This window comes from Lysobacter sp. Soil_N_51 (genome assembly GCF_057655755.1).
This window is the reverse complement of the sequence record NZ_JBDGLR010000002.1, coordinates 394,154-410,405: the sequence shown is the minus strand read 5'-3', so window position 1 is coordinate 410,405 and position 16,252 is coordinate 394,154. Positions and strand designations below refer to the sequence as shown.

The window sequence follows — 16,252 nt, the reverse complement described above, 5'->3', positions numbered from 1 at the left end:
CCGACGAACGCATCGCCTCGCAAACTCAAGTCGGCCGCACCCCGCACTGCACCCAGGCTTTGCCGGCGATATCGCCGCCCACGCCGATCATGCCGTGCCGCCAGCGGCCGTCGTCCGGACCGGACGACAACGCCTCGTACACCTGCGCCGAAACACCTTGGCCGACGCCGCGCAATACCGAGGCGACTTGCGCGTCGTCGCGGTAGATCGCCTTGGCGAAAGTGAACCAGGTCAGCGCGCGCGGTTCGCCGTTCGCCGACAGGGCCAGACTCAGGCCCGACGGCCGCGGCAGATCGCAGCCCGGCATCAACACCGCCAACCGATCCATCATCGGCATCGCATCGCCGAGCACCGTCTGCGCCAACGACGCCAGTCCACTCAGGTCGAGGTCGTGAGCGCGCGCATAGAACTCGACACTGCCATCGGGATTGACCCCGGCCATGCGCCAGAACAACAAGGTCGAATTGAGCACCGGGTGACGGCCTTGCCATGCCGACGGCAGACGGCCCGACGGCAGATCCGCGTACAACTTGGTCGCGGTGCCGTCGCCGTGACGCGCCGACGCCCAGGCGCCGAACTTCAAGCGGCAATCGCGCTGATGCGCGAACCACATCGCCAGATCGGCCGGCGACGAATCGAGCGGCCAGTCCAGCGCGCGCGCGGCGATCGCCAATCGTTCGCCGTCGTCGGTTTCCGGCGCGGCGACTTCGGCGGTCCAGCGCACCGCGGCTTCGCGCGTGGTCCAGGCGAACTCCACCGGCACGCCGGTGTTGGTCAGGCTGCTGAAACGCCAGGCCATCTCCGGCCAGACCGACTCGGCCAACGGCGCGAGCACGCGTTCCAACATCGCCTGCGCCGCATCGGCCTGCGCCGGCAGCACCGCGCGCAGCCGCCGCAAGGTCGCGGCGACCGGCGCGGGCAACGCCCCGGTGACTTCGAACGGCATCACGTAGGCGGCGTTCTTCATGTCACTGCACCGCGATCAGTTCTTCGGTCTCGTCCACCCAGGCGCGCTGATCGAACTGGCCCTGCATGCCGACGAAGGTGAAGCGGCGACGGAACTTGCGCTTGTCCGCGTGCTTCAAGGCGATGCGCAGCTTGACCGGATCGGCCTGGCTGCCGGCCATCTCGATGCGTTCGTTGCGCTTGTAGGCGCCGTCCTCGTACTTCACGTCGATGTAGACGCGCTTGACCATGGCCTGATCGAACACCGGGATGAATTCGAGCTGCAGCGCATCCTCGAAGCTGTCGTGCACGATCAACTCGGGCACATCGACTTCCACCGGCGGCGACGCCGGATCGGCCTGGCTCACGCCCTTGCGCCGTTGAATGACCTGGTAGGTCACGCCGCGATCGGCCGGGGCCGGCTTGGCGCCGCGCAGACGCCAGGTCTTCGGACCGGAAGTCTTGGTCAGGGTCAACGTGGTCTTGGGCTCGGGCGTGGTGTAGCCGCGCGCCTGCAACTTCACGTCGATCGATTCGACCACTTCCCAATCGATGTCGCCCGGGGTCGCGGTGATCTGACGGAACTCGACGTGTTCGTAGGGATTGACGAACAAGGTGCGGTCTTCGGTCTTGGCCGCCGGGATCGTGTACGAGCTGCGGTCGGCGGCCCAGTCGGACTGCGGATCGAAGTGGTACTGGAACGCGGCGTCGTAGCCGATGTCGCGGGTCTCGTTCATGAACGCTTCGAAGCGCTTGACCCCGGTTTCGCCGGGCGTGAACACGAAGTCGGCGTGCTTGTGATCACGCGGCTTCTTCTTGTCGCCGTAGTCCAGCGCGACCTGCGCCGACTTCAGATCGATCGGTTCGAACGCGATCGGCATGCTCGCCTCGACCGCGAACTGACGGAAGAAGGGATCGTCGAGATCGATTTCCTTGAAGTACTTCGACTTGTCGCGCAGATCGCCGAGCATCAGGCCGAAGAAACCTTGCGGCGCGTAAGTGCGGCGCGTGGCCTCGGCGCGGTTGTAGCGCAGGGTCAGTTTCTTGCGTTCTTCCTGATGCACGAACTTGAGCTTGAGCGACAGGCTGACCGCGGTCGGCGGTGTGGGCAGAGTCGGAGTGGGTGTGGGCGTCGGGGTTGGAGTGGGCGTGGGAGTGGGCGTGGGAGTCGGCGTGGGAGTCGGCGTGGGTGTAGGCGTCGGAGTCGGGGTCGGCGTAACCGACGCGGGACGACGCAGACGGCCGCGCCAACGGCTCGGCGTGGTGCCGGCGACCTGGCCGATCACGTGGACGACGCGGTTGTCGGGATCGCCGCCCATGGTCGAATGCGTGCCGGGCCGGCTGCTCGCCGGAACGTCGCCGTGCGCGTTGGCCGGGGTGACGGTGAAGTTGCCGCCGGCGCGACGCACCACCGCCGCGGCGACGTCGAGGCGACGCTGCGACAGCGCGCGGTTGTAGGTCACGCGCTGCGCCTCGGTGGCGTTGTTGGCGTGCTCGTGGCTCGCATACGCTTCCAGCCGCACGTTGCGCGGCGCCGGCAGGCTGCGCACCCACGCGGCCAGACGATCGGCGCCGCGTTCGGTGCCGGTCCAGTTGCCATCGCCTTCGATGCGCAAGGTGCCCGAGGCGTCGCGATAGCGCGGATCGGTGGTGGTGTTCTCGACATAGGCGCGGTATTGCGTCGACGGCGGATTGATCATCCAGCCGCTCGCGGCGGGTTTGTCGAAATCGAAGAACAGGCCGAAGGTCTGTTCCTGGGTCGCCGCCGGCCATTCGACTTCGATGAGTTTTTCCGAAGCCGGATTGACGGTGAGATTGACCCGGCCCTGCGCGTCGGCGGCGACGGTCTGTCCGTCAACCTTCACCACCGCGCCGGCGCCGGTGACGGTGATGGTTTCGGCCAGGCCGTTCGCGGCCGGCGTATGGGTGACCGCTTGACCCGCGGGCAGCGGCGTCGGCGATTGCGATTCGACCGTCAGCGCGGCCGGTTGGATCTGCGGGGCTGGCGGCGTGGTGGTGCCGGTGCCGCCGGTGGTGCCGCCCGTACCCGTGCTGGTGCCACCGGTCGCGCCGCCGCTGCTGGCGCCGCTGGTACCGCTGAAGCCGCCGGGCGCGGTGCCGCTGGTGCTGCCACCCGTGCCGCCCGTGCTGCCGCCGGTACCTCCGGTGCTTCCGCCCGTGCCGCCCGTGCTACCTCCGGTTCCACCGGTGCCACCACCCGTGCCGCCCGTGCTGCCGCCGGTACCTCCGGTGCTTCCACCCGTGCCGCCCGTGCCGCCACCGGTTCCGCCAGTGCCGCCACCCGTACCGCCGGTGCCTCCACCGGTTCCACCAGTGCCGCCGCCCGTGCCGCCAGTTCCGCCGCCGGTACCGCCGGTGCCGCCCGGATTGGTTCCGGTGCCTGTACCCGTACCGGTTCCGGCATGCGCCGCATCGGTCGCCAGCTTGCCCGGCACCAGGGTCGGTTCGAACCACTTGGTCAGCAGATCGTTCTTGAAGAAATCCAGCGCCCACTTTTCCTGGTCGCGCTTGTCGTCGCCGTCGGTGAACGCTTCGACCTGGATATCGATCACGCCGTTCTGCACCAGCGATTCGAACGCCGCGTCGATGCCGGCCTTGAACCACGCGTACTGCCCTTCCAGGCTGACGCTGAAATGGTTGTAGATGCGTTCGAAGTCGGCGGTGATGGTGACCTTCAGCGCCGGGCGCATCGCCAGGTACTTGAAGTTGTAGATCACCCCGATCGGGGTCATGCCGTCGCTGAGCGCGGATTCGAGAATCGTCGCGCCTTCCGACGACAGGCTCAGGCTGAAAGCGGCGCGGTTGGCCGCGTCCATCGACGGCACGGTCGCGCCGAGAATGTGTTCGACCGCGTTGAACGTGCCCGGCGCGGCCGGTTGCGCCGAGGTGCCGCCACCGCCCTGCGCGTTCAAGGCGATGCACTGCACCGAACCTTCCTCGAACGTCGCGCAGGTCAGCCGCACCGGCAACTGCACGCCCGGTTCGGCGTTGAGCCGGCCGATGATCTTCGACTCCATCGACGACGACAGCTGCAAGGTGGTCACGAACATCACGAAGCCGCCGCCCTTGTCGGCTGCGGTGGCATCGGCGACGCGGTACTTGAGGAAACTGAATTCCTTGCGCCCATCGGGCTGACGCGTGGCCAGCGTAACCGGGCCGGGCAGGTACCAGAACTGGCCCTTGTCGGCGTGGTCGCGGAACACGGTGATGCCGTCGATGGAAAGCGGCTTTTCGAGACTGAGCATGACGAACTCCAATAGATCGTGAGTCCATGCGCGTGGCTTGCCGCGCGCTACGGAAACGTTTCCTTACGTGACTGATGCCGACCCGTCGCGCGATACCCCGCCACCGTCATTCCCGCGAACGCGGGAATCCAGTGCCTTATCGCGACCGTGCCCGTAAGTCGCTGGATTCCCGCGTTCGCGGGAATGACGAGCAAAAGGGGGCGCGGTCGGTGCGCTGTGGCGGTCTACATCAGGCCATCTTCAACACCAGATCGGTCGCATCGCTGGCCACCCAGTTGCCGGCCTTGTTGGTGCCGTTCTCGAGCAGATAGCTGGCCTTGTACTCGTAGCGCATGCGCGCCGGGTCGAGGTAGTCGTACTCGAACTCGCCCGAAGCCTGGCCGTCGGTGAACTCGAAATCCTCGGCGAACGACAGGCCGCCGGCGAAGTCCTCGAAGCGCAGCGAGACCTTGGCCTTGCGCATCTTGCGCTTGGCGAAATCCGCGGGCGGCTTGACCGTGACGATGCGCCGTCCCTTCATGCCGGCCTTCAACATGATGCGATTGCCGTTCGTCACCGACTCGGGAATCTCCTCGATGTCGCGGCCGTCCTTGTACAGGATGCTGACGCTGTAGAACACGCCCTTGATCTCGGGATTGCGCATGTCCACGGCGAAGGTCTGCGCGGCCGCGCCTTCCTGGAACGACATCTGCATCTCTTCCTGCACGCCGTTGGCCTTGTCGACGTAACGCAGGTCGACGAAGGCTTCCTGCACGTCGTTCCAGTTGAAGTTCGGCACCACCTGCACCACCCGCCGGGTCTGGAACGGATTGCGGATCGACACCTGCGGCTCGTCCAGCGTGGTCCAGTCGCGCACTACATCGCCGCCGCTGATGCCGTGGAACACGATGCGCACTTCATAGGCGGTCTTGCTCTGGTCGAGCATGAACATCTTCCATGCGCCCGACTGCGACTCCTTGGTCAGTCGCACCAAGTCGTTCTGGTTGATCTTGTTAGCCGGATCGCGATAACGCAGGAACACGTCGACCGAGCTGTAGCGATCCCACGGGAAGTTCTCGGCGAACACCGGCACGGTGTTGATCGTGTACAGGTCGCGCGGGATGATCTCGACGTTTTCCACATCGAACGTCTGCACCTTCGACTTGAGCTTGGTCGGCCGCTCGGCCGCGTCCACGCCCTTGAAGTTGACCTCGTACTCGACCTGCACCTCGCGCTTCATCTGGCCGCGGTCGAGCTGGCTGAGCCATTCGAAACTGGCATCGCCCTGGCTCGCGCCGAGCAGCGCGTTCTGCGCCTTGTCGCCGTAGCGCACCCGCACGTTGAGGCTGCCGATGTCGTCGGCGGCCAGGTCGGCGCGCGAAATCACCTTGACCCGACGCTTCTTGAAGAAGTCATTATCGAGGCTGATCTGCTTCACCAATCGGTCGCGCGGCACGTTGCCTTCGCGGATGGTCTTGAACAACGCCGCCAGATGGCCCTGCGGATAGATCGAGCGCTTGACCGCGACGCGTTCGGAGAAGTTGACGTTGAGCTTCTTCTTGTCGATACGCGTGTAGTCCATGCGCTTGTAGCTGAAGCTCGGCATCAAAGCGCCGATCGGACCGCCGGCGGCCATCGCCGAGGACTGGCTGGCGAACTTGCCCAGCGCATCGAGGCCGCGTTCGAAGTCGGACTTCTTCTCCGGCGTCCACGGCGGCAGGCTGGCCTGGAAGAACGCATCGGTGATCATGTTGCGCACCTGCGCCAGAGCGGCGTCGCGGCGATCGATGATACCCTTGGTGTCCTCGCTTTCGGCAACAAACGTGTCGGCCTCAAGCACGATCGCGCGGCTTTCGACCAGCTCGTCGACCGCCCTGCCGATCTCGGTGGAGAAGAACATGTTGCCGCCGGAGAAGCTTTCGTCCATGTGCTTTTGCACACGGTCCCAATCGATCTTCAGACTGATGTTGTAAGCCGGGCGCAGGCCGAGGAAATCCAGCGAATAGATCACCGCAACCGGCAGAATCTCGCCTTCCAGGCACTGCTCCATCACGGTGTAGCCGTCCTGGTCCAGACGCACCGAGAACGACGCCTGGTTGGCGCCGTACAGCGCGGGCTTGGCCGACTGGTCGATCTTGAGCACGAACTGCGGGCCGGGGCCGGCGGTCGGCGCGACATCGCCGGTGGCCTTGCCGAGCATCATCAGCTTGACGCCGCCGTCTTCCAGCGGCACCGGCGCGATCCGCGGCTTGTTGCGCAGGTTCTCGGAGTTGGCGATTTCGCGGGCCAGATCGTCGATCTGGCTCTGCGTGGCGCCGAGGTTGCAGTCGAAATTGAGAAAGCCGCCGGTGCCCGCGTCGCCGCGGAAACCGATCAGCAGAAACTGGGGCACATCCACGCCGAGGGTCTTGTCGCGGACCGTGGTCAGGTGCGGATTGAGCGGCATGTAATACCACTGCTCGGGATCGGCATGGTCGGGAAAGACCGAGATGCCGTTGATCTCGCGAGTGCGGCTGTCGAGGAGAAGCATGATCGGACTCCTTCCGAGTCAAGCGTGATAAGTGTTGGCGACGGCGGGCCCGGTGACCGGGCCCGCCGCGCTTGCGGCTGAGGTCGTGCTGCTTGAATCAGGTCGACAGAATCAAGCCGGAAGTTCCAGGAACAGCGACAGATCCGTCTTGGTTTCCGGGCCCACGACCTTGCGCTTGCCGTCGGTGAGGAAGTAAGTGATGGTGGCCTTGTACTCGGGCTCTTCGCCGTCGGTGAGCGGCAGCTTCCAGCTCTTTTCCTCGTCGCCGGGCTTGAAGCGCAGATCGATGCGCTTGGTCCCGTGCGACAGCGCCACGCTGACCATCTTCAGCTCGTCCCAGTTCAGCAGGTCCGGCACCACCGCCACTTCCAGCGCGTCGAGCTTCTTGCCGACCATGATGGTCGAGCGGGTCGCGACCTTTTCGTTCTCTTCCTTGCTGGTGCCGTCGGCGAACAAGGTGGTGACCGCGTACTTCACCTCGCCGAGGGTTTCGTCGACCACCGGGAAGGTCCAGTCGAACGAGGTCATGTCGCTGGACAGCGTCACGATGGTCTTCTGGTTGTACTTGTTGGCGGTGTCGGTGTAGCTCGCCTCGACCGTGATCGACGCGATCTCGGCGGACAGATCGCCGGCGGCGCGGAAGCTGACCGTCTTGGACGCCGAGAACGGATCGTCGACGTACAGTTCCTTGGCCTGCTGCTTGGCCAGCTTCTTGACCTGGCGGCCGTCGGCCAGCGTGTACAGGAACTCCAGGTCGATATCTTCGGTGCGCGGCGTGCCGATGATCTTGCGCAGGGCGAAGTTCGGCGTGGCCGCGGTCATGTTGAACTTGGCTTCGACCGGCTGCTTGCCGTGCTTGTAGCGCACGGTGATCTGGGTGCGCGGCACCTGGGCGAAATCGATGTCGCCCGGGCCGATGTCCAGCGCCAGCACGCCGAGATCGTCGACATTGATGGTCAGGTTGGTGTCGTCGGTCTTGATCTCCTCCGACACCTGCTTGAACGTCGCGCCTTTATAATTGACCGTGACCTGATAGGTGAAGTCGCGCTTGCCCTCGAACACGAAGGCCTCGAACTTGGCCACGTCGTCGGGCTTGGTGAAGACGAACTCCTGGACCTTCTTGTTCGGCCCGTACGGGTAGCGGATCTTGACCTCGACGCTGTGGATCGGCAGGTTGGCGAAGTCGGCGTTGACCCGCATCACCACCTGCACGGTCTTGAGGAACTCGTCCAGGTTGATCTTGGAGTAGTAGTCCTCCCACTTCAGCGGCTTCTTCTTGTCGTCGGTCAGCGAAGTGATCGTCGGCAGCATGCCCTGCGGGTTGCGGTTGACGATGACCGCCTTGGCCTCGCTCCACTCCACCCGCACGTTGGCGATCTGGCTCTTGTTGATGGTGCGCCGGATGTCCTCGATGTCCTGCTCTTCACGCAAATCCTTGGTGTTAGGATCGACTTCGGCGATTTCCTTGAGCAGGTTGCGCTGCACCGCGGCCTCGAGCTGCTTGTTGATGATCGCGCGGATGTCGGCCTCGAGCTTGGCGTTGTCCTCGGCGCTGAGGTTGGGCGCCTGCACGAACTCGAAGTGGGTCTTGGTGATGTCGTTCTTCCAGCGGCTGGAGCTGATGACCTCGGTGTAGCTGTCTTCGCGCCAGACGTTGTCTTCGGTGTTGATGTCCTGGAAGAAGCTGTAGAACTCCGAGGCGTTCCAGGTGCCCCAGGCCTTCATTTCCGGCAGGCGCATATAGCAGTTCATCTTGTAGACGACCTGCACCGCCGAGGCCGAACCGGTGCTCAGGGTTTCCTTGAAGATCGCCGTGCCCAGTTCGGTCAGCTCGACCATGAACGAGGCGACGTTCTTGCCGTAGATCGACGGCTTGCCGGCGCCGCGGATCTTCTCGACCAACGCGCCCCCTTCGGTCAGCAGCAGCTCGACGGTGCCGTCGGTCCAGGTCACCGGCGCGATCGCGACCTTGGGCGCATTCTTGCCCTTGTACTTCTCGGCCAGCTTCTTCTGCAGTTCGGCGGTGATCTTGGTCTGCACGTCGGCGGCGACGGCCAGTTCGGTGTCGAAGGCGATGAAGCCGCCGAACTTCTTGCCGCCATCCTCGCGGATCTGGCCGTACTCGACGAAGCGCAGCGCCAGGCCGCCGCTGGCCATGCGCGCGAAATTCGGCGTGTTCGGCATGATGTAGTAGGTGAAGTCGTTGGCATCGTCGCCGTAAACCACGTGGTCGAGGATGGTGTCAACGTTGTCGATCTTAAGCATGGACTTGCTCCTTATCCTGATAAATCCTGAGTTCGTTTGATTCCGTCGCGCCTTGGCTTGCGCGCTTACAGCGACGATGTTCCGCGGGCGAACGTTGTGCGGTTCGAATCTTTAGAACGCCACCACCGCTTCGTACCGGACAGGTTAAAAGTGCTATTTTTCAGCTGTTTTCCAACAAAACCACAAGGCAATACCCGCCCGCTGCGGGCCTGCGAGAGACCCGCATCGTCGTTGCCGAAGAGACGGCTACCGTCGCGACCGATTCACCGGTCGCGAGCGTTTGCGTTGCATCGCGCGGCAAGCGCCGCTGGCGCAAGATCGCGCCGTTACGATTCGCAGCGCGGCCGGTGGCGGCGTTCGCTCAGCTCGCCACCGGTCGCGACACGATCAAGATCGGACGTTCATGGCTTGGGCAATCCCCAGTCCGCGGCATCCGCCGATACGTGTTGTGTTTGCTGTTGTTGCTGGCCGCGTTCGGCATGGCTGCTGACCTGGCTGCGCAGGCTCAAACCGACATCGGCCTGCTCGCCGTCGGCGCGCAAGGACACGTCGACATCGATCGCGTCGGTTGTCGTCGTACTCGCGGTATGCCGGGTCGGCGCGGCGGCGGTGATCGCGTAGCGCAACTCCAACCAGCCGCGCTCACCGCTCAAGGCCTTGCGCACGCGCGCGGCCTGATCGGCATCGAGCATGATGTTGAACGCGGCGTGGTACGGCGGCGCGCCCGACGAACGGGTCTTGCCCAGTTGCACATACGCGCCCTGCCCGTCGCCGAGCATCAGGCTGACTTCGCCGACCTCGACCGGCGCCGGCAACAGGTTCAACTGCGCCACCGCCACGCCGGCGCGCGCGGCCAGATCGGCGCGCACCGCGTCCAAGGTCGCGGTCGCCACGCCCCACATGCCGGTGCAGGCGAACATCGTCATCGGCCCGGCATTGATCAAGTTGAACTGGACGCGGCCGTTGGCGTCGGTCGCCAGCGCCGGCGCGGCGGCGCGGTAGTACCAGGTCGTCGCCTGGTCGCCCGGCGCGACCAGCACGCCGCGCAGGTTTTCGTAACTGTCGCCGCTGTCGGCGGTGGTGTTTTCGCTCGAGCTCATGTCCCTGCTCCGTTGTTCGTCCTTGAGGCGTCGCTGCTGCGCAGTCGCAGCGGCGTATCGGGTTGCAGCACGTCCGACCAGGGCGACTGCGCGGTCCAGCGCCAGCGATAGCCGGAGCGGAACGGCGACAGCGCAAGCCAGGTCCAATGCGCGCGCGGCGTGTTGCGGGTGAATTTCAGCAGACGGCGTCGTGCCGGCTGCTCGGTGGCGTCTTCCGGCGCGATTTCGATCAGAACCTGCGTTGCGGCGTCGTCGAACTCGCAGACCGCTTCGAGTTCGCGCGAACCGGCGCCTTCGAAACTGAAAGCGTCCAGGCGCAGGCTGTCGGCGTCGATCGGCGCCATCGCGCAGCTGCGGCCGTCCTGACGCGAACGCGCGCTCGCGCGCAGTTGCGCATCCTGCACATCGGCCGGAATCGCGAACGCCAAGCTCGGCGACACATCGTCGAGCATGCCGCGCACCGACCAGGCCCGGCCCTTGCGCGTGCCCACGCATTCGACCTCGACGTCGGCCTGGGCCAGGAACGCCGGTTCGGCTTCGATCGGCACGAAACGCAGGCCGAAATCCTCGGCTTCGATTAGCAGATGCTCGCGATCGGATTTGCGCACCGGCCCCTTGATCGATTCTGCGCGGCCGTCACTGAGCACGACCGCGGTGGTCTGCCATTGATAGCTCAGCGCTTCCTTCGGGCTCAGGCGCAGATCGACCGTGATCGGACGATCCGACGCGGCCAGCGGCGTGCTGGTCTTGATCGTGAACATGCGCGCCGGCGGCTTGGCCGGCAGTTGCAGTTCGACCTGGGTCGAGACCACGCCGATGCGCCGCTGCGGCAGGTTCGGCCGCACCGTCACCGAGCGCCAGCCGCTGGCCAGCGCGCGCACGTCGTGACGGCGCACCACGCTGTCGTGCAGTTCGCCGCCGGGCAGGCTGCGCAGCGGGCCGAGCGGATCGGCCTCGATCACGAACAAACGCGGCGTCAGCAGCGGTTCGGCGAGATTCCACTGTACCGTGCCGGTGCGCATCGACGCTTCGTCGAACACCAGGCGCACGCCGCTCGGCGCATCGGCCGCGGACGGTTGCGGGGTTGCGAAGCGCGCGATGATGCGATCGAGCACTGCGTCGGCGAGCGGTTGCTTGAGGATGTCGCCGGAGCTCGCCGCCAGACCGAGGCCCAGGGTCTGCGGTGCGTCGATTAACCGCTCCCGCAGCAACGCGTGATCGATCGTGGTCGCGCCGTTGCCGAGCGACTTGATCGCCACCAGCAGCGCGGCCGGATCGAAGCTCATCGTCAGCGGCAGTCGATCGGCGACGCCGCGCACGCGCAGCCAGGCCTGCGCGCCGATTGCGAGCAGGCCGCGCTGCAGCGCGGCGACGAACAGATCGGTCGCCGCGCTGTCCATGCGCAACGCCAGGCCCATCGAGCCCAGGCTGGCCGCGTCCAGCGGCAGCAGTTCGCCGAGCGATGCCGGCAAGTCCAAAGCCTGCACCGCGTTCAAACGCAGCCAGCCGCCTTCGACCGGCAGCGGCGCCAGACTCACGTTCTGCGCGGCGTCGAACGCGGCCTGACGCGCGGCGTCGAGGCCGAACTGCGCGGCGAACGCCAGCGACAGGATCGAGTAACGCTCCAGTCCGGCGCTGCCGCGATCCTGCTGGAAAATGTCCAGGCGCAGCGGCGGAGTTTCGTCGAGCGTCTGCGCCGACAACTGAGTCGGCGGCAGCGCGAACACGCCGGGCTGATCGTAAGCGGCATAGGCGACGCGTTCGCCGATCTGCATCGGCGCGCGCCAATCGGGATGGCCGGAAAAGGACATGGCTCAGACCGCGGTCACGAACAGCACGCCCGCATCGTCGCGGCGCCACGGCGTCGTCGGCGCTTTCTGGCCGGACTTGTACACCACCGTCTGACGGTATTCGTAGAAGCCTTCGCTGTCCTTGCGCAACAGGATGTCCATCAGCGGCACCGGCACTTCGATATCGACGCTCTGGTTGTTCTCGCCCAGCACCACCCGGCGGTTGCCGCGGAACTCGACGATGATGTTGAGGATCGGACCGCCGGAGGAACCGGTGGCGATGTTTTCCAGCACTTCCGGCGCGGTCATCACGGTGACGGCGCGGAAGGTTTCCTGATCGATGGTGTCGTCCAGGGTGTATTTGAGGATCGCCTCGCCGTCGGGGATGCTGCGCACCGAGGCGGTGTTGAAGATCGCATCGGCCGGCGCGTTGCCGCTCAAGGTATCGGTGGGCTGCACGGTGAATTGCAGGCTTTGTTCGGGTTCGACCTCGACCGGCTGGCTCAGGTCCAGGCCGTCGATGCGGCCGACCACCAAGCCTTCGCCGCGGGTGATCCAGGTCGGCAACTGGGTGATGCGCAGCTTGCTCTCGGTCGCATTGAGCAGCTTGACCGCGACCGCGCCGGTCTGAGGATCGGGCGTCTCGATCGACTGGAACAACTCGCCTTCCATGTCGGCGAAGTTGAGCTTCACCGGCACCATCACGTTCTCGTTGATGCCGGTGGTCACCACCACGCTGCCCTGCAGCAGGTTGGAATTGGACGCGGCCATCAGCACGCCGAACACGTCCTGAAAATCCTTGAATTCGAAGCGCTCGTTGACGGTGAAGCCGTTGTCCCAGTCGATCGTCGCGGCCACGGTTTCCGAACGCACCGCGCCGTTGCGCAGCACCGCCATCTGCAGGCTCGACTTGGCCCGCAGCAGTCGCAGTTCGAATTCGCGATTGGGATTGGCCGCGCTCGCCGGCACTTTGTCGGCCAATTCGCGGCGCGCGGCGAGCAGGCGCTCGCCGTCGGTGACCGGACGCACTTCGCAGGTCAGGTCGACCATCACCTGTTCGGCGTTGTCGCCCTGATCGACCTGGAACACCAGCGAGGGCGCATGCGGCGCTTCGCTGCGACGCGCCAGCTTGAACGCATCGGGCAGGTAGAAGATCCGCGCCGGATCGTTCAAGTCCTGAAAATAGGCGTGGCTGCGGCCGCTGCCGGCCGGATAGCGCAGCGCGTGCACGACCCAACGGCTGGCCTGCGGGCCGTTGGCGCTGCCGGCCGGATACAGATACGGATGCAGCTGCGGCTCGAAGAACAACGCGACCGCCCAGTCCTGCACCTGATTGGAGATTTCGTAACGCGTTTCCGGCGCGGGCGGCGGCGGCACGTCGTCGGGCATCGGCTCGGGCTGGGCGATGATCGGGGTGCCGTCGAAGCGACGCGCCTTGATCGTCGAAATCGGAATGCGCGACACCGGCGGCTTGACCCCGACCGCGCGCATCGGCGCGATCGATGCCGTCATCTTGGCGGTGATACCCGGATCGAGCGTCACCGCCGGCTTCGCCACCATGCTTGCATCGACCACCGCCGCGTGCGACATCAGCTGCGCGCTTTCCAGCGGCGCACGCGCCAGCTTCATCTGGCCCTTGACCATCATCAGCTGACGCTTGGGTACGTCGGGCGAAGTACCCGCCGGCAACGGCACCGCGACGGTGAAGCCGCGCGACAGCACCAGCTTGCATTGCGCGTCGTTGCTCATGAACGCGCGCAGCAGGCCGTCGCGATCGGCCAGGCTCAGCTGCAGCATCACCACGCAGCCGGTCGCGTCCTTTTGCACTTCGCCGGCGGGCAGGCGTTGTTCGATCGCGGTGCCGGGCACGCGGTAGGTCACCGATGCGCCGCGGGTGACCTCGAGCATCTGCGCGGTGCGCGCGGCGTCGGCGATCTCCGGCGCGGGATAGGTTTCCAGGCCCAGGCTCACCGCCCACAGGCCGTTCTGGCCTTCGGCGACGGTGACTTCGTAGCGACCGTTGGCGTTGCGCAGGCGATAGCGCGGCAGCCAATAACGTTGCTGCGGGTTGTTCGGACTTTCATACAGGCAACGATCGTCCGGCGTCTGGGTCGGGCTGATCGGGTGCTGCGATTCGCCGCGGCCGAAGCCGCCGCCGCTCTTGATCGGAAACAGATCCGGACGCAAATCGTTCAAGCGCGGGCGCAGGGTGCGGCCTTCCAGTTGCGCGACGATCGCCGGTTGCGCGCGCAGGATCGCCGGATTGACCCGCACCGCGCCGGGAATGAACGGCGGCGCTACGCGCACGGCCGGCGCGGGCGCGGCGACAGGCGGCGCAGCGGCTGGCGGCGGCGCGACCGGCGGTGCGACGACCACGGCCGGCGCGACCGGCGCCGGCACCACGATCCCGCCGGGCAGCTTGATCGGCTGCGCGGCCGGCGCCGGACGGATACCGGCGAGGACCTGATTGATATTGAGCAGTCGACCCAGCGGCATGCGTTTCTCCTTGAAAGTTCAGCGCGGCGCGCTGTTCGGCCGAACGCAGCAGCGCCCGGTCCGGTCCTTGATGTCGATCGATGCGCTGTCCGCGCCGATCACCCCCGAGTAAACGAGCGTGCAACGCGGGGCAGGACATTTCAGGAATGAAACGTTTTTGCTCACCGGCTCGCGGCGAGCGCCGGGCCTTAATCGAGGGCGCGAGTATTCGGCGGCAAGGGCCGACTCGCTTTCAGCGCCGATCGCCCCGTCGCAGGCGACGGGTTCGGTCGCGGATCAGTGCGGGATCAAGCCAGGATCACTGCGGAATCAGCGCGCTCGCGACTTGCCTTCGACCAACCATGCCTGCGCCGCCGCGAGCACCGGATCGGACCCGTCGCCGTCGCCGGCCGGCACCACCACATCCGGCAAGACCTTGCCGCCGAACGCCTTGCCGTTGCGATCGGCGAACACCGCCGTGGTCAGCAGCAGGGTGCCGCCATCGGGCAATGCGATGGTTTCGTTGGACGTCGAGCGTCCCTCGCTGGGCTGACCGAACGAACGCGCGCGGGCGCGGCCGCTGAACGCGATCGCCACCGCTTCGCCGGAACTGCTGGTGCCCGGCCCGATCAATACCGCGACCCTGGCCGCGCTCAAATCCGGCTGCGGCCACGCCGCCGCCTTCGGCATGATGGTCTCCAGCCGCCAGGGCCGCGGCGACTGACCGGGCCCCGACACATTGCCGCCGATCTCGCCCGCGCCCAGCAACGGCCGCAGGCCGGCCAACATCGGCCACATCGTGCCGCCGCTGTTGCCGCGCAGATCGACGATCCAGCCCGCGGACACGCTCGGCGCGAGCGCGGCGATGCCTTCGACGATCCCGCGCGCGAACGCATTGCGACTGGCGTCGTCGCCACCGGAGAATCCCGGCACCGCCACATAGCCGATCGCGCCCGCGAGCGGCTTGATCACCGGCTCGAAGGTTTTCTTCGCCGTGCCGGCGTTGTCGCGCGTGGTCTGCGGCGGCATCAGGAAACTGTGGCCGTCGCCGAGCCGGCCGATCAGTTCGCGCAGCAGCGGATAGGCCGCGGACGCACTGCCGCCGGTTGCAAGACGCGCGCGCAGTTGCGTATCGGTCTTGCCCCAGTCGATGCGGTCGCGATGCAGTGCGCGGGCTTTGATCGCCTCGTTCGCGACATCGAACACGTCCTGCGCACTGACACTGCGGCCCTCGTCGATCAGACGCAGGTCGGTCGCGGCCGCGTGCCCGCTTTCGAGCAGTAGCATCCCGACCAACACCTGTTCGGCCGCATCGGGCACATCCAGCAACAGTTCGCGCGTGGCCGATGCGTGTTCACCCGCGACCGGATCGCGCTGCGAGTTGAAAAGCACCAGCATTTTCTTGTCGGCGCCGTTGGCGCGAATCCACAGCGCGGCACCCTTGGGTGCGGCGTCTACCGTCAACCGCGCCGACAGCCGCAGCCGATGCCCGCGCAACGCCGCGGCATCGATACCGGTCGAAGCGCTGCCGAATTCGCCGGCCTTGGCCTGCGTCGGCCCGATCAAGCGCACGCTCGCGCCCTTCGCATCGGCGGGATCGCCCTCGCCCTGCCCCTGATAAGCACCGCTGGCGCTGTAGATTTTCCAAACCGTTGATGTCGTCGCGGCCAGGGCCTTCGTGGCCGCCTGAGTTTGCGCGGCTGGAACGGAACTTCCCTGATTCGCGGCAACGGATTCGGCCGCCTCGGCCGGCGCGAACGCGCACCCCGTCGCCCACAATATTCCGACCATCAAATGCAGCCGCATATCCGCTCCGAATCCGATTCGTTCCATGCGGCCGAATCGTACATCGCCGACACGACCGAGCGAATACACGGCAGCTGATACACGGCGGTGCCGTTC

General features: G+C 66.1%; 8 protein-coding genes. All 8 read right to left on the bottom strand.

Annotated elements, in window-relative coordinates:
• Nucleotides 1–25: 25 nt before the first annotated feature.
• Nucleotides 26–967 carry a hypothetical protein gene (locus tag AC3A4T_RS04730; protein ID WP_487674330.1) on the bottom strand — a complete coding sequence of 314 codons (942 nt, stop codon included), beginning with the start codon at nucleotides 965–967 and terminating at the stop codon, nucleotides 26–28.
• A gap of 1 nt (nucleotide 968) precedes the next feature.
• Entirely contained in the window at nucleotides 969–4,211 is a 3,243-nt protein-coding gene (locus tag AC3A4T_RS04725; RefSeq protein ID WP_487674329.1) for a hypothetical protein, read from the bottom strand.
• A gap of 229 nt (nucleotides 4,212–4,440) precedes the next feature.
• Nucleotides 4,441–6,720 (bottom strand): hypothetical protein, encoded by a 2,280-nt coding sequence (locus tag AC3A4T_RS04720; protein ID WP_487674328.1) that lies wholly within the window; start codon nucleotides 6,718–6,720, stop codon nucleotides 4,441–4,443.
• Between the two features lie 111 nt (nucleotides 6,721–6,831).
• A complete protein-coding gene (locus AC3A4T_RS04715) occupies nucleotides 6,832–8,985 on the bottom strand; it encodes a hypothetical protein (protein ID WP_487674327.1) in 2,154 nt (717 codons plus the stop codon).
• A 401-nt stretch (nucleotides 8,986–9,386) separates the two neighbouring features.
• Entirely contained in the window at nucleotides 9,387–10,085 is a 699-nt protein-coding gene (locus AC3A4T_RS04710) for a hypothetical protein (protein ID WP_487674326.1), read from the bottom strand.
• Nucleotides 10,082–11,896 carry a hypothetical protein gene (locus AC3A4T_RS04705; RefSeq protein ID WP_487674325.1) on the bottom strand — a complete coding sequence of 605 codons (1,815 nt, stop codon included), beginning with the start codon at nucleotides 11,894–11,896 and terminating at the stop codon, nucleotides 10,082–10,084. Before AC3A4T_RS04705 ends, AC3A4T_RS04710 begins: the two co-directional genes overlap by 4 nt.
• Nucleotides 11,897–11,899: 3 nt before the next feature.
• Entirely contained in the window at nucleotides 11,900–14,371 is a 2,472-nt protein-coding gene (locus AC3A4T_RS04700; protein WP_487674324.1) for a hypothetical protein, read from the bottom strand.
• 309 nt (nucleotides 14,372–14,680) lie between these two features.
• Nucleotides 14,681–16,156: a S41 family peptidase gene (locus AC3A4T_RS04695; RefSeq protein ID WP_487674323.1), complete on the bottom strand. Its 1,476-nt coding sequence runs from the start codon at nucleotides 16,154–16,156 to the stop codon at nucleotides 14,681–14,683.
• Nucleotides 16,157–16,252 lie beyond the last annotated feature (96 nt).